The sequence below is a fragment of the Gemmatimonas groenlandica genome, from assembly GCF_013004105.1.
Lineage (GTDB): Bacteria > Gemmatimonadota > Gemmatimonadetes > Gemmatimonadales > Gemmatimonadaceae > Gemmatimonas > Gemmatimonas groenlandica.
Map to the genome: position 1 here is coordinate 1,092,538 of NZ_CP053085.1, position 22,909 is coordinate 1,115,446.

Genomic DNA, 22,909 nt, shown 5'->3' on the forward strand with positions numbered 1-22,909 from the left:
CACGGCCTGACCACCATGCGCATCGGCATCCTTGGCGGAAGCTTCGATCCGCCGCATGTCGGCCATCTCCTGGTGGCGCAGGATGCCCTCGACGAGCTCGCGCTCGAGCGTCTGCTCATCGTTCCGGCGGCCCAACAGCCGCTCAAGGACGGGAAGCAGACGCCTGCCGCACACCGGCTCGCGATGGTCGAGGCCTGCTTCGGCGGGATCCCGCGCATTGAGGTCGACCCCATCGAAATTGATCGGGGCGGGTTATCTTTCATGGTTGACACCGTGGAGTCTTTGCGCCGACGTTGGCCGTCGGCGATGCTTCACCTGCTGGTCGGCGATGACGTGGTCTCCACGTTACCGCGTTGGCGCGACGTGACTCGGTTGTTGTCGATGGTGCAGCTGATTGTGCTGCACCGCGCCGACCGTGGACACGACGTGGCCGCGCTCACCGTCCCGCTGGCGAGCGTCGGAGCATCGACGGCACGACGACTGGCGACGCGACGCGTCGACCTGTCATCAACCGAAATCAGGGCACGGGTACGGGACAGCCGCTCCATTCGGGGCTTCGTTCCTGACGCCGTGGCGACGTACATAGCGACCACCGGACTGTATCTCGAGAATTCCCGGGAGTTGTCGGCTGCGGAGGGCCCAGCGCGCGCCTGATGGCGTACGGGGACTTCGCGGTCGCGACGCCCTTGCCATGAGGTTCGTATGCTGAAGGGCTTGATTGGACGTGTGTTCGGCACGCGTCACGAACGTGAACGGAAGCGTGTGCAGCCGGTGCTGACCGAGATCCATGAGATCGAAGCGCGCCTCGCCTCGCTGTCCGACGAAGAGATCCAGGGACAGACCGTCAAGTTCCGCGGCATCCTGGCCGAACGAATCGGACCGATCGAGCAGCGCATCGCCGAGCTCAAGTCGGCCAAGCACGACTCTGCCGACTCCGCCGATCGTGAGCGCATCGACCTGGAACTGCAGGGCGCCGACGGTCGCGGCGGCGTGGAAGGCGAGCTGCGCACGGCGATTGCCGACGTGCTCGACGAGCTGCTTCCCGAGGCGTTTGCGACCGTCCGCGAAGCGTGCCGCCGACTCAAGGGCTCCACGGTCATGGTGACCGGTAACGAGCTCACGTGGGACATGGTCCCGTACGATGTCCAGTTGATTGGCGGTATCCAGCTCCACCTCGGACGGATCGCCGAAATGGCGACCGGCGAGGGCAAGACGCTCGTCGCGACGCTCCCGATGTATCTGAATGCGTTGCCGGGCCGCGGTGCGCACCTCGTGACGGTCAACAATTACCTCGCCCGTCGCGACTCGCAGTGGATGGGACACCTCTATCGGTGGCTGGGTCTCACCGTTGGTTGTCTCGACGACACCGAGCCGGGTACGTACGAACGGCGCGCCGTGTATGGCTGCGACATCGCCTACGGCACCAACAACGAGTTCGGCTTCGATTACCTGCGCGACAACATGGTCGTGTCGCTCGAGCAGCGCGTGCAGCGCACGCACATCTTCGCGATCATCGACGAAGTCGACTCGATCCTCATCGACGAAGCACGTACGCCGCTCATCATTTCCGGCCCGGTCGGCAACGAGAGCGACGGCCGCTATGCGGAATTCAATACCGCCGTCGAACGGCTCGTTCGTCGCCAGTCCGAACTGGTGAACACCCTCGTCGGCGAAGGCGAACGCGCGCTGGAAACGAAGGACGAGCAGGGCGCCGCGCTCAACCTGTATAAGGCGCAGCTCGGTGGACCGAAGAACAAGCGGCTCGTGAAGGCGCTGCAGGAATCCGGGGTGAAGCAGCTCGTGCAACGCATGGAGCTCGACATCATTTCGGACAAGAAGCTCCCGATGAGCAAGCGCACCTACCGCGAGATCGAAGACGATCTGCTCTACGTGCTCGACGAGAAGGGGCACACGGTGCACCTCACGGAGCAGGGGCTCGACTATCTCTCGCCTGATGCGCACGACCAGTTCGTGCTGCCTGATATCTCCCTCATGATCGGCAAGCTCGATCGTGATCACGAGATTTCGGCTGCGGAGCGTCTCGAACAGCGCAACGCGATCGAGCGCGAGTACGCGCTCAAGAGCGAGCGACTGAACATCATCCATCAGCTGTTGCGCGCGCATGCCTTGTACGAGCGCGATGTGAACTACGTCGTGCAAGAGGGGCAGGTGCTCATCGTCGACGAGTTCACCGGCCGCACCATGCCGGGACGGCGTTGGAGCGAGGGGCTGCACCAGGCCGTCGAAGCCAAGGAGCGCGTGCAGGTGAAGGGCGAGACGCAGACGCTCGCCACGATCACGATTCAAAATTACTTCCGCATGTACGAGAAGCTGGCCGGTATGACCGGTACGGCCGAAACGGAAGAGAATGAGTTCCACGAGATCTACGGCCTGTCGGTGTCGGTAATTCCGACCAACCGGCCGATCGCGCGCGATGATCGCCAGGACTACGTCTACAAGACGCGTCGCGAGAAGTACAACGCGATCGTCGACGAAACGAAGCGACTCCACGAGCTCGGCTATCCGGTGCTGGTCGGGACGGCCAGCGTGGAAGCATCCGAAACACTGGCACGACTCTTCGCGCGTGCCGGTCTCAAACACAACGTGTTGAACGCGAAGTATCACCAGCGTGAGGCCGAGATCGTGGCCGGCGCGGGTCATTCAGGCGCGATCACGATCGCGACGAACATGGCCGGTCGCGGCACCGACATCAAACTCGGGGCCGGCGTCACCGAGGCGAAGGCTTCGACCGTCACCGATCCCGATGGCAAGGAGCTTGAGATCTCGGAGATCGGTGGCTTGCACATCATCGGCTCCGAACGTCATGAGTCACGGCGTATTGATCGCCAGCTTCGTGGACGATCCGGCCGTCAGGGCGACCCCGGCGCGTCGCAGTTCTTTCTGTCGCTCGAAGACGACCTGATGCGACTCTTCGGGTCCGATCGGATCGCCAAGCTGATGGATCGTATGGGCGCGCAGGATGGCGAAGTGCTCGCGCATCCGTTGATCTCGCGTTCCATCGAACAGGCACAGAAGCGCGTCGAGCTGCAAAACTTCCAGTCGCGAAAGCGGCTGCTCGAGTACGACGACGTGATGAACCAGCAGCGCGAGGTGATCTATTCGCTGCGTGCCTTCGCGCTCGAGGGCGGTGAAGAGCTCAAGGGCGAGGCGCTCAAGATGATCGACCGCGGTGTGCAGCGTCGTGTCGAGCAGGCGCTGGCCACCTTCGACAGGCAGGAGGACTGGGACTTCGAGTATGTGCAACAGGATCTCCTGATGCATTACATGCTTCAGGTTCCGGGCTTCGCCGCCGACGCGCGTCCCGCGTCGGTCGAAGAAGCGCAGTCGATCGCCCTCGAGGCTGGACGTGCGGCGTTCGACCAGAAGCTCGACAGCCTGAACGCGGTCACCGACGAGAGCGGGCAGGGCTTCGCCGATCGCCTCCTCTCGCTCGTCACGCTCAACGTGATCGACGAGAAGTGGAAAGATCATCTCTATGATCTCGACCAGTTGCGCGCCTCGATTCACTATCGGTCGTGGGGCCAGAAGGACCCGCTCGTCGAGTACAAGCAGGATGCCTACACGATGTTCGAAGATCTGATGCACGATCTCGCGAACACGTTCACCGAGCGCTTCCTCAAGGCGCAGTTGGTGTTCGAGCCGTCGCCGATGGAGAGTTTCGAGCCGGCACCACCGATGGACGACTTCCCGCGGCAGGACACGCGTCCGACCAAGCGGTACAACGCCCTTGGTATTCTCGAGGACATCCCGGCCGAGGAACTCGAGTTCGTCGACGCGATCGACGAGGAACTCGACGAGGACTTCGACGAGGCGACGGACGAGGGAAGCGCGGCGCCGGCTCGGCCGGTCGTTCGCGGTACCCCGGCCGTGGTGGGTGCCGGACCGGTGCGGTCCCTCGAGGTGGGCAGGGGATCCTTGCCGCCGGGGTGGGAATCCACGCCGCGGAACAACGCCTGTCCGTGTGGCTCCGGGAAGAAGTTCAAGAAGTGCCACGGGGTGAATCTCTAGGCGCTCCGCGCCGGGTTGGGCCATCCCGACGCAGCCGCTGACAGGCGGCTGACGGGGATGTCGCAACGTGGGGCAACCCACGAGCGGGCCTGGCCCGGCGCGACGGAGCGGAGAGGCGGAGGGGGGTCGCGTCGGGTACGCCGCCGGGGGCGGCGAGATCGGCCAACTAGGGCTGGTGGAACTGGAACCGTGAAGTGCTGGTATATTTACGGAACCCCTTTCCGTGAGCGCCTCCAATGCGTACGAGGTTTGTCTGCGGCCTATTGGCCGTACTTGCTCCCGTTGTCTCGCTGCCTGCACAATCCACTGGCGGCGACGGTTTCTTGTTCTCGCCGCCGCACGCGACATGGTCCATTCGCGGCGGCTTTTCTCGGGCGAACGCCTCCAGTGACGTCTTTTCCTTCGTCACCGACCGGCTCACCGTCGATCGCGGTGACTTCAGTGGTCTCTCGGTCGCGACCGATCTCGCCTTTCGCGTTCATTCGCGCGTCGACTTGGTGCTCGGTACGGGAATCAACACCCGCGTGAAGCGCTCCGAGGATCGTGACTTCATTGGCACCGACGATTTGCCGATCGAGCAGCGCACGACGTTCCGCCGCATTCCGATTACGGCCGGGCTCAAGCTGCATCTGCGTCCCGAGGGTCGCAGCATCAGCAAGTTGGCGTGGGTACCCAGCAAGTTGTCGCCGTACGTCGCCGCTGGTGGTGGGATGATGTACTACCTGTTCAAGCAGGACGGGGAGTTCGTCGATTACCAGACGCTTGACGTCTTCCGCACATCGCTCAAGTCCACCGATGTGTCGGCCATGGCGTTCGGTTCCGTTGGGACGACGTACTCGTTGACGCCGCGCGTCGGTCTCAATGCCGAGTTGCGGTACGAGCATGCGCGTGGTGCGCTCAGCTCCGATTTTCGAGATTTCTCGCCGATCGATCTGTCCGGTGTCGGCCTCACGGCCGGCTTACTCTTCCGCTTCTGAGGACGACCTTATGACTTCGATCCAACACGTCGGTGCGCTGCACTCGGCGCGCGTCACGGTGATCGCGTCGATGCTGTGCGCAGGAGTGCTGTCGGCACAGACGGTCGCCGGGAATCCCGTCGATCCGCGGTTTCAGCCCTGGATGGGCTGCTGGACACCGTCGGCGCAGTCGACAGGGTCTGGGGTAGGGCAGACGCCCAAGCCACCCTCCATGGCCTGCGTCGTACCATCCTCGACGATCTCCGGAAGCGTCGATCTCGTGGTGTTCGACAGCGCCAATGTGGCGACGCGAGCGGCCGTCCCGCTTCCCGGTTCGCGCATGCCGAAGTCGATCGACGGTTGCACAGGCACCGAGACGGCGACGTGGATGCCGGATGACCGTCGGCTTCTCATGCAGGCGGAGCTTTCCTGCGGTCGCGGTGCGAAGCGGCTCGAGACGGGACTGATGACAATGTCGTCCGCCGGCGAGTGGATGCAGGTACAGCATCTGGACGTCGGCGGAAATTCTGCGACCTCGGTCATGACGCTGCGCTACGTTGTCGACTCCCTCGGCGAGTGGGCACGCCTCGGTGCCAGCGCGGCCCCGTCGACGCAGTCGCTGCGTCTCGCGGTTGGTGCGCCACTCCTCAATCGCGACGTGCTCGCCGTGGCGAAGGTGGCTCCCGCCGCGCTCACGGAAGCCTGGCTCACCGAAACACGGCAACAGTTCGCGGTGAGCGGCAAGGAACTCGTTCGGTTGGCGGACGGTGGAATGCCGCCGCGCGTGATCGACCTGATGATCGCGATCTCCAATCCCGAAACGTTCGCCGTTCGCACGCCCGGCGCCGATCGCAGCCGGCCTACGGCTGGCGATGTGCTCACCGGAGGCATCTCGAGCTCTCGCATGCGCGGAGGCTGCCGCCGGATGGACGATTTCTGCTACGGTCCTGGCGGTTTGGGTGCGTGGGGACTCGGCTGGCAGTACGGCCTGAGCCCGTTCGACCCGTACAGCCTCCGGTACGGCTACGGGGGACTCTACAGCCCGTACGGCTTCGGCAACGGCTACTACCCGGGCAACACGCCCGTCATCATCGTCAATCGCGGCGATTCTGACCCTGCGGCGCGTTCCAATCCCGGCCGGGCGGTCCGAGGAAGCGGATATACGCGGGCCAACTCGGGTGGCTCTTCGTCTCCGGCTCCGGTCGTGTTCGACGGATCGGGTGCGTCTCGCAGCGGCGGCAACGCTGGAAGCGGAGGCTCCGCTGGCAGCAGTTCAGGCGCGGGCAGCAGCTCCGGCGGCGGTGACGCTGGTCGGACGGCGAAGCCGCGAGGCAGCGGCGGGAATTAACGTGCTTCCATGACATGCCTCCCTTCTGCAGGAGGTACAAAGGCGGGCAATCCTCAGGATTGCCCGCCTTTTTGTTTCTCTACGACACAATTTGTCATTCAACGGTTGACACTCGGCTGCGGATGGGTTTATATCCCCGACCCGCCGAGACGGTTGAACGTAGCCGACTCGACCATGGCATTTCGATGCCTGTGGAGGTGTGGGGGTTCTCGTTCACTGGCTTTGGCTGGTGTGTCGTTGCTTCAGCGGGCCGCAGTCCCTCAGGCATAGCCGAGCAGGGACCGGTGCGAAGCGCGGCAAGCGCAGTCCTTCAGTGGACGCGCTGCGGCCGATCGGGCTGCGAGCGATGCGGTATTCGTGCTGGTCACGAACGCGCTTCGAACTCGTAAAAAAGCTCAACCGGACGCCTTGACGAGAGAAGCACGGCGGTTTATTAATACGATCTGCCGCAGAGAACGCGGCGAAACGAAAAAGGTAACTGACGCAGCCGCAAGCGGTTGCGATCATATAGCAGGGAAGTAGCATCGCTGTTTGACAATCGAAGTTCGAGATCGATGGATGTGCGGGACGGTATCACTGACCTGCGGCTTCTTCAGGGCTGCAGCGAGATATCAAATCTGTTGATTAGTAAGTGATTCGGCGCTGGATCGACTTCGGTCGGTCGCGCTGATGAGCCACTCAAGATTCTACTTAGATTCTTATCTATTGGAGAGTTTGATCCTGGCTCAGGACGAACGCTGGCGGCGTGCTTAACACATGCAAGTCAAGGGGATCCGCAAGGGTAACCGGCGAACGGGTGCGTAACACGTGAGCAATCTGCCTAGATGTGGGGGATAGCCGGCCCAACGGCCGGGTAATACCGCATACGCTCACTACCTGGCATCGGGTGGTGAGGAAACTTTCGAGGCATCTAGAGGAGCTCGCGGCCTATCAGCTAGTTGGTGGGGTAACGGCCTACCAAGGCGGTGACGGGTAGCTGGTCTGAGAGGATGGCCAGCCACATTGGGACTGAGATACGGCCCAGACTCCTACGGGAGGCAGCAGTGGGGAATATTGCGCAATGGCCGAAAGGCTGACGCAGCGACGCCGCGTGGGGGATGAAGCATTTCGGTGTGTAAACCCCTGTTGCTCGGGACGAACAAGCCTTTTCGAGGGCTCTGACGGTACCGAGTGAGGAAGCACCGGCTAACTCCGTGCCAGCAGCCGCGGTAATACGGAGGGTGCGAGCGTTGTCCGGAATCACTGGGCGTAAAGGGCGCGTAGGCGGTCTGCTAAGCGTGTGGTGAAAGCTCGGGGCTCAACCCCGAGTCGGCCATGCGAACTGGTGGACTAGAGCACTGTAGAGGCAGGTGGAATTCCGGGTGTAGCGGTGGAATGCGTAGAGATCCGGAAGAACACCGGTGGCGAAGGCGGCCTGCTGGGCAGTAGCTGACGCTGAGGCGCGATAGCGTGGGGAGCAAACAGGATTAGATACCCTGGTAGTCCACGCCGTAAACGATGGGTACTAGGTGCTTGGGGGAGCGACCCCCCGAGTGCCGGCGCTAACGCATTAAGTACCCCGCCTGGGGAGTACGACCGCAAGGTTGAAACTCAAAGGAATTGACGGGGGCCCGCACAAGCGGTGGAGCATGTGGTTTAATTCGACGCAACGCGAAGAACCTTACCCAGGCTTGACATGTATGAGAAAGCCTCTGGAAACAGGGGCCCCTCTTCGGAGCTCATGCACAGGTGCTGCATGGCTGTCGTCAGCTCGTGTCGTGAGATGTTGGGTTAAGTCCCGCAACGAGCGCAACCCTTGTCTCTAGTTACCAGCGCGTCATGGCGGGGACTCTAGAGAGACTGCCGGTGCCAAACCGGAGGAAGGTGGGGACGACGTCAAGTCATCATGGTCCTTACGTCTGGGGCTACACACGTGCTACAATGGCAGGTACAGAGGGCTGCGAAGCGGCAACGCGGAGCCAATCCCCAAAGCCTGCCTCAGTTCGGATTGTCGTCTGCAACTCGACGGCATGAAGCTGGAATCGCTAGTAATCGTGGATCAGCGACGCCACGGTGAATACGTTCCCGGGCCTTGTACACACCGCCCGTCACGCCATGGAAGCTGTGAGCGCCCGAAGTCGGTGCCGGAACCCGCAAGGGGCCAAGCCGCCTAAGGCGAGCGCAGTGACTGGGGCGAAGTCGTAACAAGGTAGCCGTAGGGGAACCTGCGGCTGGATCACCTCCTTTCTGGAGTGATGAGTAGGTCGGTGGTGCGGGGGATCCCTTCGGGGCAACCCGGCGCCATGGCAGACTGAAAGTCCCAGATATATCGCCCGTTCTGCACATCCTCGATCTCGAATTCGATTGTTGACCGCCGCTCTTCGGAGTGACGGTCTCTAGCGGTGTCTGCGCTATTTGACAACGGAAGTGGGAAGTGATCGTGGGTACTACAGATTCCAGCGGATCTCGTGCGCGCAAGCGGGCGAACCGGGACGAATCTGCTAGGACGAAGAACCTCAGTGAGGCGGCAACGTTTCGAGGTCTGGGCCCGCAAGGGTGCAGATCGCGTGATGTTTCAGCTTTACTTGTTCGAAAAGCGTATGGTTTGCCTGACAAGATGGGAAAGAGTCAAGCGAACGAAGGTATGTGGGGGATGCCTGGGCACATAGAGGCGATGAAGGCCGCGGTAAGCTGCGATAAGCTTGGGGGAGCGGCACACACGCATTGATCCCAAGATGGCCGAATGGGGAAACCCGGCCGGACGCGAGTCCGGTCACCGCGCAAGCGGAGCAAACCAGGGGAACTGAAACATCTAAGTACCCTGAGGAAGAGAAATCAAACGAGATGCCCCGAGTAGTGGCGAGCGAAACGGGTACAGGCCAAACCGGTCTCCTTGTGGGACCGGGGTTGTAGGACCTACGGACGCGCAGTGCGAAGTCAGTCGAAGTCCTCTGGAACGGGGCGCCATAGACGGTGATAGCCCGGTAGGCGAAGATCATGCACACTGCGTAGTAGAGTTCCTGAGTAACGCCCGACCCGAGTAATCGGGCGTGAAGCCGGGGGGACCACCCTCCAAGCCTAAAGACTCCTATGTGACCGATAGTGGACGAGTACCGTGAGGGACAGGTGAAAAGCACCCCTGTGCGGGGAGTGAAAGAGATCCTGAAACCACATACCTACAAGCGGTAGGAGGCTGGGCATCGCAAGGTGTCACGGCTGACTGCGTGCCTTTTGCATTATGATCCGGCGAGTTACTCCTCAGATGCGAGGCTAAGCTGCTCAGCAGCGGAGCCAGAGCGAAAGCGAGTCCTGTAACGAGGGCGCATGAGTATCTGGGGGTACGACCCGAAACCAGGGCGATCTACCCATGAGCAGGGTGAAGCTGAGGTAACACTTAGTGGAGGCCCGAACCGGTATGGGTTGAAAACCATTCGGATGACTTGTGGGTAGGGGTGAAAGGCCAATCAAGCCTGGAGATAGCTGGTTCTCCCCGAAATCTATTGAGGTAGAGCCTCGAGGCGTGTCAGCAGGGGGTAGAGCGACTGGAAGGGCGCGGGGGGTCGTAGACCCTACCAACCCCTACCAAACTCCGAATACCTGTCTGATGGACCTCGGGAGGCAGTCGCTGAGCGATAATGTCCAGCGGCGAGAGGGAAAGAACCCAGAACCACAGCTAAGGCCCCGAAGTGGCTGCTGAGTATAGCGAAGGATGTCGTCGTGCAGAGACAACTGGGAGGTTGGCTTAGAAGCAGCCATTCCTTGAAAGAGTGCGTAATAGCTCACCAGTCCAGCGTGATGGCGCCGAGAATGGTCGGGATTAAGCAGCCCGCCGAAGCTTGGTCTTCAGACTTTGTCTGAGGGGTAGGGGAGCGTTCCCTGTGCGTTGAAGTGGGGGTGGAAACCAACCCATGGAGCGAAGGGAAGTGAGGATGCCGGATTAAGTACGCGCAAATGCGGGTGAGAACCCCGCACACCGTAAACCCAAGGATTCCTGCGCCATGGCAATCAGCGCAGGGTGAGGCGGACCCTAAGGCGAGGCCCCAAAGGCGTAGTCGATGGATAGCCGGTCAAAATTCCGGCCCCGTCTTGTAGTCGTTGAAGCATCCAGGGACCCTGGAACGAAGCGCGAGCGGCTTTGTGGATGGCCGTTCAAGGGCGTAGGCGCAAGCCGAGACCTGAGTACGAGGCTGCAGGGCAACCTAAGGCCAAGTCGTGTGGAGTCGGCAGGCAAGAAAAGCTGGGTGGGGAGACTATGAGATGTCCGTACCGTAAACCGACACAGGTGGGTTAGGCGAGTAGCCTCAGGTGAACGAGTGAAACGTGGTCAAGGAACTCGGCATAATGATCCCGTAACTTCGGAAGAAGGGATGCCCCCTTTGGTTGCCAGACTTGCTCTGGTTGCTCGAGGAGGCCGCAGAGAATCGGCTCAAGCGACTGTTTAGCAAAAACACAGGTGCGTGCCAAGCCGCGTAAGGCGCCGTATACGCACTGACGCCTGCCCGGTGCCGGAAGGTTAAGGGGAGAGGTTAGCCGCAAGGCGAAGCTTTGAGCCGAAGCCCCGGTAAACGGCGGCCGTAACTATAACGGTCCTAAGGTAGCGAAATTCCTTGTCGGGTAAGTTCCGACCTGCACGAATGGCGTAACGACTTGAGCACTGTCTCGACCACGCGCTCGGCGAAATAGCAGTCTCGGTGAGGATTCCGAGTCCCCGCGACAGGACAAAAAGACCCCATGCACCTTTACTGCAGCTTGTCATTGGCGATTGTATAGGACTGTGTAGCATAGGTGGGAGCCGGTGAGTCGGGGGCGCTAGCCCTCGAGGAGGCACCAGTGAAATACCACCCTGTGCTGTATGATCGCCTCACCGCGGTAGGCAAACCCTATCCGGGACCGTGGCAGGTGGGCAGTTTGACTGGGGCGGTCGCCTCCGAAAGAGTAACGGAGGCGCGCGAAGGTTGGCTCAGCGCGGTCGGTAATCGCGCCTATAGAGTGTAACGGCAGAAGCCAGCCTGACGGTGAGACCGACGGGTCGAACCGAGACGAAAGTCGGCCGTAGTGATCCGGTAGCCCGGTGTGGATCGGCTATCGCGCAACGGATAAAAGGTACGCTGGGGATAACAGGCTTATCGCGCCCGAGAGTTCACATCGACGGCGCGGTTTGGCACCTCGATGTCGGCTTGTCACATCCTGGGGCTGGAGAAGGTCCCAAGGGTCCGGCTGTTCGCCGGTTAAAGTGGCACATGAGCTGGGTTCAGAACGTCGTGAGACAGTTCGGTCTGTATCCGTCGTGGGCGTTGGAGAATTGAGGGGAGCGGACTTTAGTACGAGAGGACCGAGTCGGACGATCCGCTCGTGTCCCGGCTGTGGCGCCAGCTGCAACGCCGGGTAGCGATGATCGGTGGCGATAACCGCTGAAAGCATCTAAGTGGGAAGCGCCCCCCAAGATGAATTCTCCCTGGAGCCTTGAGCTCCCTAAAGGGCCGGAGGAGACTACTCCGTCGATAGGCAGCACGTGGAAGCGCCGCGAGGCGTTCCGAGCGCAGCTGTCCTAATCGCCCGTGCGGCTTGACTCCCCCCTGGTTGTTTCAGGGGACCAAGCAACACCAAACAGAATTCGCAAAGCATGCGTACGTCAGGGTCGCCTCGCTTCGGCGACGGCCCACCCAAGATCACTTCCCGATCCGTTTGTCAACGCGCGCGACGCCCTCAGGCGACCGCGGAGCCTTGAAAATCGATGGACCTGTAGGACCGATTTCGCACGCAAGTGCGCACAGAAATCGCTGGCATCTAGAGCGCTTGGGCCACACCCGTTCCCATCCCGAACACGGTCGTTAAGCCAAGCAGCGCCGATGGTACTCCGGTCGAGAGACCGCGGGAGAGTAGGCCGATGCCGGCACCTTGTGAAGCCCCCGTCACCGATCCTCACGGATTCCGGTGGCGGGGGCTTCTGTGTGTTTAGACCTCGCGAATCTCCGCGCGCCTACGGACCCCGCTGCGCACGCGCGGCGACCAACTCGCCCACCAATTCGTCACCGATCTCCGTGACGGCCGCCAACACGAGCGCCATGTCCTCGTCGGTCGTCCGGTGATTCACGTGCGCCAACCGGAGCGCGAAGCGCCCGCCGATGCGCGTACTCGACGGCACCGCGATGCCGCGCTCCTGCAGGCGCAGCAACAGCTCCTCGTTCATGACATTCAGCGTATCGTCGTCGAGCGCATCCGCGCGATAACGAAAGCACACGATGTTGAGCGGGGCCGGCGCAAGCAGCTCGAGCGACGGGTGCGCAAGTACCGCCCTCGCGAAGTGTTGTGCCTGTGTCACGTTCTGTTCGATAATGCGGCCGAGCTTCGCCACCCCACTTGCCTGCAGCTGCATCCACACTTTGAGCGCCTTGAATCCGCGAGTCAGGTCGAGCCCCCGATCAGCGAAGTACACGCCCCCGGCGCTGACGCCGCGGCTGGTTTCGGCGAGATAGGACGCGTTCGCCCGGAACGTGTCGTGATTGACAGCGGGGTCTCGCACCAGCACGCACGCGCATTCAAACGGCATCGCGCCCCACTTGTGCAGGTCGAAGGCGATCGAGTCGGCGAGCTCCAGTCCGGCCATCTGATCGCGCACGGACGGCGCCAGGACGGCTAGCGCGCCAAACGCGCCGTCAACGTGAAACCAGAGTGACTCGTCACGGCAGAGCTGCGCGATCGCCGGAAGCGCATCCGTGGCCCCCGTGTTCACGGTGCCCGCGGTCCCCATCACACAGAAGGGATCGAGGCCGTTCTGTCGATCGCGCTCGATCATGCCTCGGAGCGCCACGAGATCCATCTCGTACGCGGCATCCACCGGCACGCGCCGGAATGCCCGATCACCAAGCCCAAGCCACTCGGCCGCCTTGCGCGCCCAGCCATGTGTCTCGACCGAGCCGTAGAAGACCAAGGGCTTCGCGGTCGGCCCCTCCGGCCAGTGCTGCAGACCGTGTTCGCGCACATTGCCGCCACGCGCGCGTACAGCGGCGAATCGGGCAACGCCCAGGGCGTGGGTGTTTGCGGCGGTTCCTCCGGTCACCAGAAGCCCACCAGCGCCCGGAATGCCCATAAGCTGGGCGAGCCAGCTGACAACCTGTCGTTCCACCATCGGTGGCGAATGGTTGAAGCCGGCGAGATGCGGGTTCATGCCGGCGGCGAGCATCTCAGCGAGCATCGCCAGTGGGGTGCCCTGACCCTGCACCCAACCGAAGAAGCGTGGATGCCAATTGCCGTTGCCGTACGGCAGGATATGACTGCGAAAACGATCGTACGCGGCATCCGCACCGATCCCTTCGATCGGAGCGGGCTCGTCGAACAGGTGGCGCTTGGTGGCCGGTAGTTCCTGCCACGCGGGACGATGCGTCAACGACGACTGGATATCGAGCATGTCGTCGAGCATGCGATGACCGAGTGCGCGAAGTGCCTCCCACGCCTCGCTGTTCGCGGGATCGAACGACTCGGTACCGGGGGGCAGCGGGGACGTCTGGGCACTCGGGATAGCGGTCATTCGGTAAAATGGGCCTGCTCGCGATGCGGCGGTACCGTCGCAACAGCCACTGATCCACATCCTGTCGGGATAGCCATCTCCCCATTCTCCTGGAGTGAATCCGTGACGGTCCCGACTAGCCAGTCTCACGCTGCTGCCCTTAAGATCAAAGAGATGCCGAACGTCGATCGCCCGCGCGAGCGACTTCGGAGTCTCGGCGCGCAGGCGTTGAGCACCACGGAGTTGATTGCCACAGTGCTCGGCTCCGGTGGAAAGGGCGCATCGGCGCTCGCCTGTGCGCAGCTCGTGCTCGAGCAGGCGGGTGGTTCGCTCGGGCGGCTCGGGTCTATGCCGCTGGCGGCTCTGACACGCGTGCGCGGGGTAGGACGAGCACGGGCGACGGCGGTGCACGCGGCTCTCGAACTCGGTCGGCGCATGGCGGGCGAGGCACGTGAGGCGGGGGTGCCGCTCCGTGGTCCCCGTGACGTGGTGGCGGTGTTCGCGCCTCGGTTGCAGGATGCACCGGTGGAGGAGTTCCACGTCGCGATTCTCGACGCGCAGCATCGACTCGAACGCGACGTGCTGATCACCCGGGGATTATTGAACTCGTCACTGGTGCATCCTCGGGAGGTGTTCCGCGAGGCAATCGCGGAACGGGCAGCGGCGGTCATTTTGGTGCACAATCATCCGAGTGGCGACCCGACGCCGTCGGCGGAAGACCGGGCGGTGACGGAACAGTTGGTGGCGGCCGGGCGCTTGCTAGATATCCCGGTGCACGACCACATCATTGTGGGACGAGGACGCTACGTGAGCTTTGCGGAGGCAGGTCTGCTGTGACAACGATCGCGCTGCACGAGATGATTCCCGGATTCGGGCCGAGTGCCGATATCTCCTATGATCGGCTCGACCACGAATTGCTCGTGCGCGCGTACAAGTTTTCCGATGTCGCCCACGCGGGCCAAGTGCGTCATTCGGGCGAGCCCTATGTCTCGCACTGCATCGAAGTCGCACGCATCCTCGCCGACCTGCAGCTCGACACGACGACGGTGGCCAGCGGGCTGCTTCACGACATCGTCGAGGACACGGACATCACGATTGAGGATGTCGCGCGCGAGTTCGGCACGGAGATCGCGCAGATCGTCGACGGCCTGACGAAGATCGCCAACCTTCCGCTCTCGTCCCGCGAAGAGCGGCAGGTCGAGAACTATCGCAAGCTGCTGCTCTCGATCGCCAAGGATGCCCGCGTCATCCTGATCAAGCTGGCTGATCGTCTGCACAACATGCGCACGCTCGACTATCTGGCGCCGGAAAAGCGCCGGCGGATCGCGCAGGAAACGCGCGACCTGTACGCGCCGCTGGCCCATCGCTTCGGTATGGCGAAGGTGCGTTGGGAACTCGAGGATCTGGCCTTCAAGCATCTCGAACCGGATGCATACAAAACGCTCGCGAAGCTGGTCGCGGCCAAACGTGGAGAGCGCGAGCAGCTCATCGCGCAGATGCGCGAGCCGCTCGAGAAGCGGCTCACCGATGCCGGCATCGCCGACGTCGAAGTCACCGGCCGTCCGAAGCACTTGTGGTCGATCTACAAGAAGATGCAGCAGCGCGACCGTCCGTATGAGGACATCTACGATCTGCTGGCCATTCGCGTGATCGTGCCCAACGTGCTCGAGTGCTACCATGCGCTCGGCGTGATCCACGACGGCTGGACACCGGTACAGGAGCGCATCAAGGATTACATCGCGCAGCCGAAATCCAACGGCTATCAGTCGCTGCACACGACGGTGTTTGGCCCGGGGCGCCAGCTGTTCGAGATCCAGATCCGGACACGCGATATGCATCGCACGGCCGATTTCGGCATTGCGGCGCACTGGCTGTACAAAGAGTCGTCACGCAGCGCTGATGATCTTGATCGTCAGCTGGCGTGGTTCCGCCAGGTCCTCGAACTCCAGCTCGATGCCGAGACGCCGGGCGAGTTTCTCGAGTTCCTGAAGCTCGATCTGTACCAGGACGAGATCTTCGTGTTCACGCCGACCGGTGACGTCATTCAGTTGCCGAAGGGCGCGACGCCGCTGGACTTTGCATTTGCCGTTCACACGCAGGTCGGAGCGCACTGCGCCGGTGCGAAGGTCAACGGCCGCATCGCCCCGCTGTCACGCGAGCTGAAAAACTCGGAGACGGTCGAGATCCTGACCAATCCGAACGCGAAGCCCAGTCGTGACTGGCTGTCGCATGTCCGCACGGGTCGTGCGCGTCACAAGATCCGGCAGATGCTGCGCCTCGAGGAGCGTTCGTCGGCCATGCGCCTTGGACGCGAGATCATCGAGCGCGAGTTGCGCCGTCGCCGACTGCCGAAGATCGACGACCATGGACTGCAGCCGATCGCCAAGCTGCTCAAGCTGAAGGATGCGATGCACCTCATCGCGTCGGTCGGTGCCGGCGATGTGCACGTGATGCAAGTGCTGAAGGCGCTGCACCCCGATCTCGAGACAGCCGAACCGGTCGAGAAACAAAGTACGCTCGAGCGCTTCGTCGATCGGGTGCGTGGCACCGGCAAGGGTATCCGCATTCAGGGTGCCGATGGGTTGCTCGTCCGCTACTCGCAGTGCTGTCAGCCGGTGCCCGGCGATCAGGTCGTTGGCTACGTCACGCGTGGTCGCGGCGTCAGTATTCACCGCGGGGACTGTCCGAACCTGCTGCTGCTCGCGCACGAGCCCGAGCGACGGCTCGACATCGATTGGCACGAGATGGCAGGGGAGCGGTTCATCGTGCGTCTCGCGATGGAAGGCACCGATCGTCGCGGACTGTATGCGGACGTGGCGGCGGCGGTGAGCGCCACCGGCACCGACATCAAGAGCCTGGAACTGAAGACGACCGATGGTCGCGTCACTGGGGCGGCCATGGTCGAGGTCGAGAACCTCGCCCATCTGGAGCGCATCATGAAGGCGGCTCGTCGCGTCAAGGGTATCGCGGCGGTGTCCCGACGCGAGAAAATCACGGCTGAGCCGTAGCCGGCGGACTCGGCTGGGGGCGTGGACGCTACCCGAAGAAAAGCCGATCTCGCTATATTGCTGATATGTCAGCCCCGTTTCGACTCCAGAGTCCCTTCGCCCCCGCCGGCGATCAGCCGCGCGCGATCATCGAACTTTCTAAAGGGCTGACGAGGGGCGACCGCTTTCAGACGCTGCTCGGCGTGACCGGGTCTGGCAAGACCATGACGATGGCCAACGTCATCGCGCAGTGGGGGCGGCCGACGCTGGTGCTGTCGCACAACAAGACGCTGGCGGCGCAGCTGTACGGTGAGCTCAAGTCGTTCTTCCCGACGAACGCGGTCGAGTACTTCATCTCGTACTACGACTACTATCAGCCGGAAGCGTACGTCCCCTCGAGCGATACGTTCATCGAAAAGGACGCGAGCATCAACGAGGATATCGATCGACTCCGGCTGCGGGCGACGTCGTCGTTGATGGAGCGCGACGACGTGGTCATCGTCTCGACCGTATCCGCGATCTATGGCCTCGGCGATCCGGTGTCGTATCGTGAGCGCATGGTCGCGCTATCGAAAGGCCAGCAGATCGCGCGCGATGACATCCTCCGCGCGCTCGTCGGCATTCAGTATTTGCGCAACGATGTCGCATTCGATCGCGGTACGTTCCGCGTACGAGGCGACACGGTGGAGATCTATCCGGCCTACGAAGAGCAGGCGGTACGACTCGAGCTCTGGGGGGACGAAATCGAGCGCATCTCCAAGATCGACCCGCTTTCCGGCGAGACGATCTCGACGCTCGAGCGCATGGCGATCTATCCGGCGAAGCACTTCATCACGAACCGCCCCACGATCGAACGGGCGAGTGTGGCTATTCGTGAGGAGCTGGCGGAACGGCTGGCCGAGTTGCGCACGCAGGGCAAGTTGCTGGAAGCGCAGCGGCTCGATCAGCGCACGAATTTCGATCTCGAGATGCTCGCCGAGATCGGCACCTGCGCCGGCATCGAGAATTATTCGAGACATATTAGCGGCCGCGCGGCCGGCGAGCGCCCTGCGTGTCTGCTCGACTATTTCCCCGATGACTATCTCGTCGTGGTCGACGAGTCGCACGTGTCGCTGCCGCAGATTCGCGGGATGTACAACGGCGATCGCGCGCGCAAGCTCACGTTGGTCGACTACGGATTCCGGCTACCCAGTGCGCTCGATAATCGACCGCTGGTCTTCGACGAGTTCATCCAGTTGGTTCCGCGGCTCGTGAATGTCTCGGCGACGCCGGGGGAACTGGAGCTGCAGCTCTCGGAAGGCGTGGTCGTCGAGCAGGTCATCCGCCCCACGGGCCTCCTGGACCCGGTTCTGGAAATTCGTTCGGTGAAGGGGCAGGTAGACGACCTGCTCCACGAGATTCGCATTCGCGAGCGAAAGGGCGAGCGGGTACTGGTTACGACGCTCACCAAGCGGATGTCGGAAGACCTAACCGACTATCTGCAGCAGGTGGGTGTTCGGGTGCGATACATGCACTCCGATATCGACGCCATCGAGCGCATGGAAATCGTGCGTGGGTTGCGCCTCGGTGAATTCGATGTGTTGATCGGCATCAACCTGCTCCGCGAAGGACTCGACATGCCCGAGGTCTCGCTGGTGGCGATTCTTGACGCCGACCAGGAAGGCTTCCTGCGCAGCGATCGGTCGTTGATTCAGACGATCGGACGCGCAGCGCGCCATTTGAACGGAATGGCGATCCTATATGCCGACCGCATCACCGGGTCGATGCAGCGTGCCATCGACGAGACCGATCGTCGTCGGACGATTCAGCGTGAGCACAACGAGAAGCACGGGATCACACCGCATGGCGTCCTCAAGAGCATCGATGACGTCCGGTTAATTACGCGGGTCGCCGACGCGCGCGCGCCGCACGAGGAGGCCACCCCGACAACCAAGCGACTTGGCGCCGAGAGTGCGCCGCGCTCGCGCGAGGACCTGCAGACACTCGTGGGGGAGCTGGAAGTCGCCATGCGCGAAGCGGCGATCGCCCTCGATTTCGAGGCAGCGGCTCGATTGCGCGACCAGCTCTTCGAAGTCCGAACCGCACTCGGCGAGAAGCCGGAGCAGGCACGCGGCAACACGGCCGCTCCCAAGCGCCCCCCCGGCAGCGCACCGATGCGGCGCGCCGGAGGCAAGCGTGGCCGCTGACTCGCTAGGGTACCTGCTTGGTCGAGGCGCTCCGCGCGCCCCCGATCGGGATTCGCTGGAGGCGTGGGGACGGGCACTCGGGGCGGTACTCCCGCGTCCGGTAGTGATCACGCTCGAGGGTGACCTTGGAGCGGGCAAGACCACCCTGGTGCGAGCGATCTGCGTCGGAATCGGCGTCGCTGCCATCGAGGCGGTGACGAGTCCGACCTTCTCCATCATTCAACAGTACGACGCACCGCGAGGCCCCGTCATTCACGCCGATCTGTATCGACTCCGATCGGACGCGGAGCTGGAGATGTTGGGATGGGATGAGCTGGTTGAGGGCGCACCCGTGTTACTGGTCGAATGGCCCGATCGCGCCGTGAATACGCTGCCGCGTGACACCATTCACGTGGTGCTCGGTCATGATCCGGAGAACGCGGATCGGCGGTTACTCCGCATCCACGCGCCCACGATGCGCTGAATCGGCTGGTATGTCGGGATCGGGTTCGCGCCGGTGACTGTCCGACGTGTCTCGTCGTCTGAGGAATGGTGGGGCACGGCATGTCGGTCGGTGTCTCCCGCATCCCTTGCGTCATCGCCATGCCCGTCGCCGGCCCACGCGGCTCGTTCATTCGTCTCGCCGAAGTGATCTCGGCGCTGACATACGCGCTCGACCTCACCGAGGGACAGCGCCCTGGACACACGCTCCGCACCGCGCTGATCGCGATGCGCCTCGGTCGCGAGCTCAATCTCGATGGCGACACGATGGGGGCACTGTACTACGCGGCCCTCTTGAAGGATTCGGGGTGCTCCAGCAATGCGGCGCGCATGTCGGCGCTGTTCGGCAGCGACGATCAGGACGTGAAGCGCGACATGCGTCTGGTCGATTGGCACGATCGCTGGAAGCTCGCAATGCGCACCGCGAAGAACTGCGGCGTGGGTCGAAATCCGATCGCCCGCGTGTCGCACTTTTTGCGCATCGCGCGTACGCCGTCCATGACGCGGGAAATCATCCAGACGCGATGCGAACGCGGCGCCCAGATCGCGCTCGTACTCGGGTTCCCCGCCGCAACGAGCGAGGCGATCGCTCACGTTGACGAGCACTGGTGCGGACTGGGTCACCCGGTCGGACTCGCCGGCGACGAAATTCCGATGCTCTCGCGTATTCTGCTGATTGCGCAGACGCTCGAGGCCTATTGGAGCGAGAACGGCATCGACGCGGCGATTGAGATGACGCGGCAGCGAAGCGGCCGTTGGTTCGATCCGAGGATGGTCGATCTGGTCGGGACGTGGAAGCGCGATCGTACGTGGTGGGCTGGGCTTGCCGACAGCGCGAACCTCGACCAGGCGGTGTTGGCACTCGAGCCGGGCGGTACTCCACTCCACGCCACCGACGAGCGGCTCGACGGAATTGCGTATGCATTTGCCGCGGTGATCGACGCAAAGACGCCGTACACCGCTCGGCATTCGACGAACGTCGCGCGCTACGCGGTGGGTATCGCCATGTCGATGGGGGCCGACGCTGACATGTGCCGGGATACGCTCCGCGCCGGTCTGCTGCACGACATCGGCAAGCTTGGCGTCTCGAATCGGATCCTCGACAAGCCGGCCAAACTCACGGACGAAGAATTCGGCGAGATCCGGAAGCATCCGCGATGGACGTGGGAAATCCTCGAGCGCGTCAGTGCGTTCAACGGATTCGCTCAGGAGGCCGCGCAGCATCACGAGCGCCTCGACGGCAAAGGCTACCCCTGGAAGCTGGATGCCTCCCAGCTCGGCCTGCTGTCCCGAGTGCTGGCGGTGGCCGACGTCTATGAAGCGCTGACGGCCGATCGACCATATCGCGCTGGGTTGGAGGTGCCGGTCGTGCTCGACATCATGCGTCGCGATCGGGGCACCGGCTTTGATAGCCACGTGTTCGACGCGGCGGTGGCACTGGCTGAACGAGGCACCTTCGCGGTGTTGGCAGAGGGACGCGAGGACCCGTTTCCGCAGCTCCGTCAGGAGCCCGCAAAGTTCTCCCGCATCGCCAGCGTGGCGTAGCGCGCAGTCAAGGGCTGGGGAACATTCGGTGGGCGCGCTAGACTCTGTGTATGTCCGAACCCGTTCTTCCTCAGAAGTCATCGGCGTTCCCGCTCGGTTGGCTCCTCGTGCTCGAAGCGTCGACGACGGCCGGTTCGGTGGCGCTGATCGCCGATGGAGCACTCGTCGCGATGCACCCCGTCGCCATGGGTGCCGGGCGGGAGGATCGGCTTTTCCCAGCGGTCGAATCGCTCCTCAAAGCGGCCGACGTAGTCCCGCACCAACTCCTGGGCATCGTCTGCGGAGAAGGCCCAGGAAGTTTTACGTCGTTGCGCATCGCGGCGTCGCTGGCGAAGGGTCTGGCCCACGGGGCATCCGTGCCGCTGTTCGCCGTTTCGTCGTTGTTGTTGGCTGCGTCGGATGCCGGCGAATCGCTCCCTGCCGGTCGCGCGGTGGTACACGGCGATGCCCTACGGGGAGAGCGTTACGTCCTGGACGTCATGTTCGACGAGAATGGCCACGTGCACGCCCAGTCCGCGCTCCGACGCATGACGCTTCACGAGCTCGACGAGCATGTCGGTTCACGACCACGCCTGGCCGTGCTCTCGTCGCCCGTGCCCGAACGCGAGTCACTCGTGGTGACACCCTGGTCGTCGCACCTTCTGCGCGTCGCACGGCAGGCGTGGACGCAGGCCGTGCCGTTGGATAGCTGGGAGCCGCAGTACGGTCGTCTGGCGGAAGCGCAGGTCAAATGGGAAGCGTCGCACGGGGCGACATTGCCCTCCCTCGGCGCTTCATGACCGCGCCGCTCTTCGCGATTCGGCCCACGACGGCCGACGATGTTCCGGCCATGGCTTCGATCGAGGCGCTCGCGTTCAGCGACCCGTGGCCGGCAACGTCGTTTCACGAGCTGTTGGCGCATCCGTTTTCGCGAATGGCCACCGCCGTCGACGATTCGGGCGGGATTATCGGATACTGCATCATGCTGCAGGCCGCCGACGAGGCAGAGATCGCGAATATTGCGACGGCCCCTGGCATTCGCCGGCGCGGGGTGGGGGCGCGCCTGCTCGACGATGCAATCGCCGCCGGCACCGAGGCCGGGGTCGCCTCGATGTTTCTCGAGGTTCGTGAGTCGAACGCGGCCGCTCGCGCGCTCTACTCGTCCCGTGGATTCGTGGCCGTAGGGCGCCGCCGAGGGTACTACCGACGCCCGCTCGAAGACGCGCTCGTGCTGCGGCGCGACGTGACGGCGTTCGAATAGCCCCACCCGCAGCTTTCGGGTTTGGTTTGGTCAGAGGACCCTCCTAGCTTATCCGACACCCATTACCATCGTACTTCGAGGAGGCACCATGAGTCGCAGCCTGAACAAGGCCATTTTGATTGGCAACGTCGGGTCAGATCCCGAAATCCGCACGGTCGGCACTGGAACGCGCGTGGCGCAGTTCTCGCTTGCTACGAGCCGCAACTGGACGGACCAGAGTGGCGCGAAGCAAGAGAAGACGGAGTGGCATCGCTGCGTCGTCTGGAACAGCGCGCGTGGCTCTGGTCTGGCTGACGTCGTGGAGAAGTACGTGAAGAAGGGCGAGAAGATCTACGTCGAAGGCGAGATCGAGTATCGCCAGTGGCAGGACAAGGACGGACAGACCCGGTACACCACCGAGATCAAGGTCAAGGAACTGATGCTCCTCGGCGGTCGCGCCGGCGGTGGCGGCGGCGACGACATGGACAGCGCGCCGCGTCGCTCGGCGGCCCCGGCAGCGCGTCCGAAAACGGCGGCTGCGCCGTCGGCTGGCAAGGAAGAGTTTGGAGATTTTCCGGGCGCGCTGGAAGACGAAGACGACGATCTGCCCTTCTAGATCGCCGCAGGATTCATGGTGCCCGCCGTCGGGAACACCCGACGGCGGCAAATGTGA

13 protein-coding genes and 3 rRNA genes are annotated in these 22,909 nt (G+C 63.0%); 15 read left to right on the forward strand and 1 reads right to left on the reverse strand.

Going from position 1 to position 22,909, the window contains the following annotated elements; genetic code table 11:
- Positions 1 to 15 precede the first annotated feature (15 nt).
- The 7 genes from nadD (at position 16) to rrf (ending at position 12,208) form a co-directional block, all read left to right on the forward strand.
- Positions 16 to 654 carry a nicotinate (nicotinamide) nucleotide adenylyltransferase gene (nadD, locus tag HKW67_RS04520; RefSeq protein ID WP_171224257.1) on the forward strand — a complete coding sequence of 213 codons (639 nt, stop codon included), beginning with the start codon at positions 16 to 18 and terminating at the stop codon, positions 652 to 654.
- Positions 655 to 702: 48 nt separating this feature from the next.
- On the forward strand, positions 703 to 4,029 hold the full coding sequence (gene secA / locus HKW67_RS04525) for a preprotein translocase subunit SecA (RefSeq protein WP_171224258.1): 3,327 nt from the start codon (positions 703 to 705) through the stop codon (positions 4,027 to 4,029).
- 236 nt (positions 4,030 to 4,265) lie between these two features.
- Positions 4,266 to 5,006, forward strand: coding sequence for a hypothetical protein (locus HKW67_RS04530; RefSeq protein ID WP_171224259.1), 741 nt, complete (start codon positions 4,266 to 4,268; stop codon positions 5,004 to 5,006).
- A gap of 10 nt (positions 5,007 to 5,016) precedes the next feature.
- Positions 5,017 to 6,333 (forward strand): hypothetical protein, encoded by a 1,317-nt coding sequence (locus HKW67_RS04535; protein WP_171224260.1) that lies wholly within the window; start codon positions 5,017 to 5,019, stop codon positions 6,331 to 6,333.
- A 702-nt stretch (positions 6,334 to 7,035) separates the two neighbouring features.
- A 16S ribosomal RNA gene (locus HKW67_RS04540) occupies positions 7,036 to 8,559 on the forward strand.
- 379 nt (positions 8,560 to 8,938) lie between these two features.
- Positions 8,939 to 11,885, forward strand: a 23S ribosomal RNA gene (locus HKW67_RS04545).
- A 206-nt stretch (positions 11,886 to 12,091) separates the two neighbouring features.
- Positions 12,092 to 12,208 (forward strand): 5S ribosomal RNA (rrf, locus tag HKW67_RS04550).
- Together the 16S, 23S and 5S rRNA genes form the textbook arrangement of a ribosomal RNA operon.
- 84 nt (positions 12,209 to 12,292) lie before the next feature.
- Here the strand turns inward: rrf and HKW67_RS04555 are convergent.
- The gene (locus HKW67_RS04555; protein ID WP_171224261.1) at positions 12,293 to 13,840 is read right to left on the reverse strand and encodes a pyridoxal phosphate-dependent decarboxylase family protein; all 1,548 of its coding nucleotides are present in this window, start codon (positions 13,838 to 13,840) and stop codon (positions 12,293 to 12,295) included.
- 102 nt (positions 13,841 to 13,942) lie between these two features.
- Between HKW67_RS04555 and radC the strand changes: the two genes are divergently transcribed.
- The 8 genes from radC (at position 13,943) to HKW67_RS04595 (ending at position 22,852) form a co-directional block, all read left to right on the forward strand.
- Entirely contained in the window at positions 13,943 to 14,656 is a 714-nt protein-coding gene (gene radC, locus HKW67_RS04560; RefSeq protein ID WP_171224262.1) for a RadC family protein, read from the forward strand.
- Complete coding sequence (locus tag HKW67_RS04565) at positions 14,653 to 16,827, forward strand: RelA/SpoT family protein (RefSeq protein WP_171224263.1); 2,175 nt, start codon at positions 14,653 to 14,655, stop codon at positions 16,825 to 16,827. Before radC ends, HKW67_RS04565 begins: the two co-directional genes overlap by 4 nt.
- Positions 16,828 to 16,892: 65 nt before the next feature.
- On the forward strand, positions 16,893 to 18,992 hold the full coding sequence (gene uvrB, locus HKW67_RS04570; RefSeq protein ID WP_171224264.1) for an excinuclease ABC subunit UvrB: 2,100 nt from the start codon (positions 16,893 to 16,895) through the stop codon (positions 18,990 to 18,992).
- Positions 18,982 to 19,455, forward strand: coding sequence for a tRNA (adenosine(37)-N6)-threonylcarbamoyltransferase complex ATPase subunit type 1 TsaE (gene tsaE / locus HKW67_RS04575; protein WP_171224265.1), 474 nt, complete (start codon positions 18,982 to 18,984; stop codon positions 19,453 to 19,455). The genes uvrB and tsaE overlap by 11 nt, the downstream gene beginning before the upstream one ends.
- A 119-nt stretch (positions 19,456 to 19,574) precedes the next feature.
- Complete coding sequence (locus HKW67_RS04580) at positions 19,575 to 21,017, forward strand: HD-GYP domain-containing protein (RefSeq protein ID WP_171224266.1); 1,443 nt, start codon at positions 19,575 to 19,577, stop codon at positions 21,015 to 21,017.
- Positions 21,018 to 21,067: 50 nt separating this feature from the next.
- Positions 21,068 to 21,796 (forward strand): tRNA (adenosine(37)-N6)-threonylcarbamoyltransferase complex dimerization subunit type 1 TsaB, encoded by a 729-nt coding sequence (gene tsaB, locus HKW67_RS04585; RefSeq protein WP_171224267.1) that lies wholly within the window; start codon positions 21,068 to 21,070, stop codon positions 21,794 to 21,796.
- Positions 21,793 to 22,257: a ribosomal protein S18-alanine N-acetyltransferase gene (gene rimI / locus HKW67_RS04590; RefSeq protein WP_206044603.1), complete on the forward strand. Its 465-nt coding sequence runs from the start codon at positions 21,793 to 21,795 to the stop codon at positions 22,255 to 22,257. The genes tsaB and rimI overlap by 4 nt, the downstream gene beginning before the upstream one ends.
- Positions 22,258 to 22,345: 88 nt before the next feature.
- Positions 22,346 to 22,852, forward strand: coding sequence for a single-stranded DNA-binding protein (locus HKW67_RS04595; protein ID WP_171224269.1), 507 nt, complete (start codon positions 22,346 to 22,348; stop codon positions 22,850 to 22,852).
- Positions 22,853 to 22,909 lie beyond the last annotated feature (57 nt).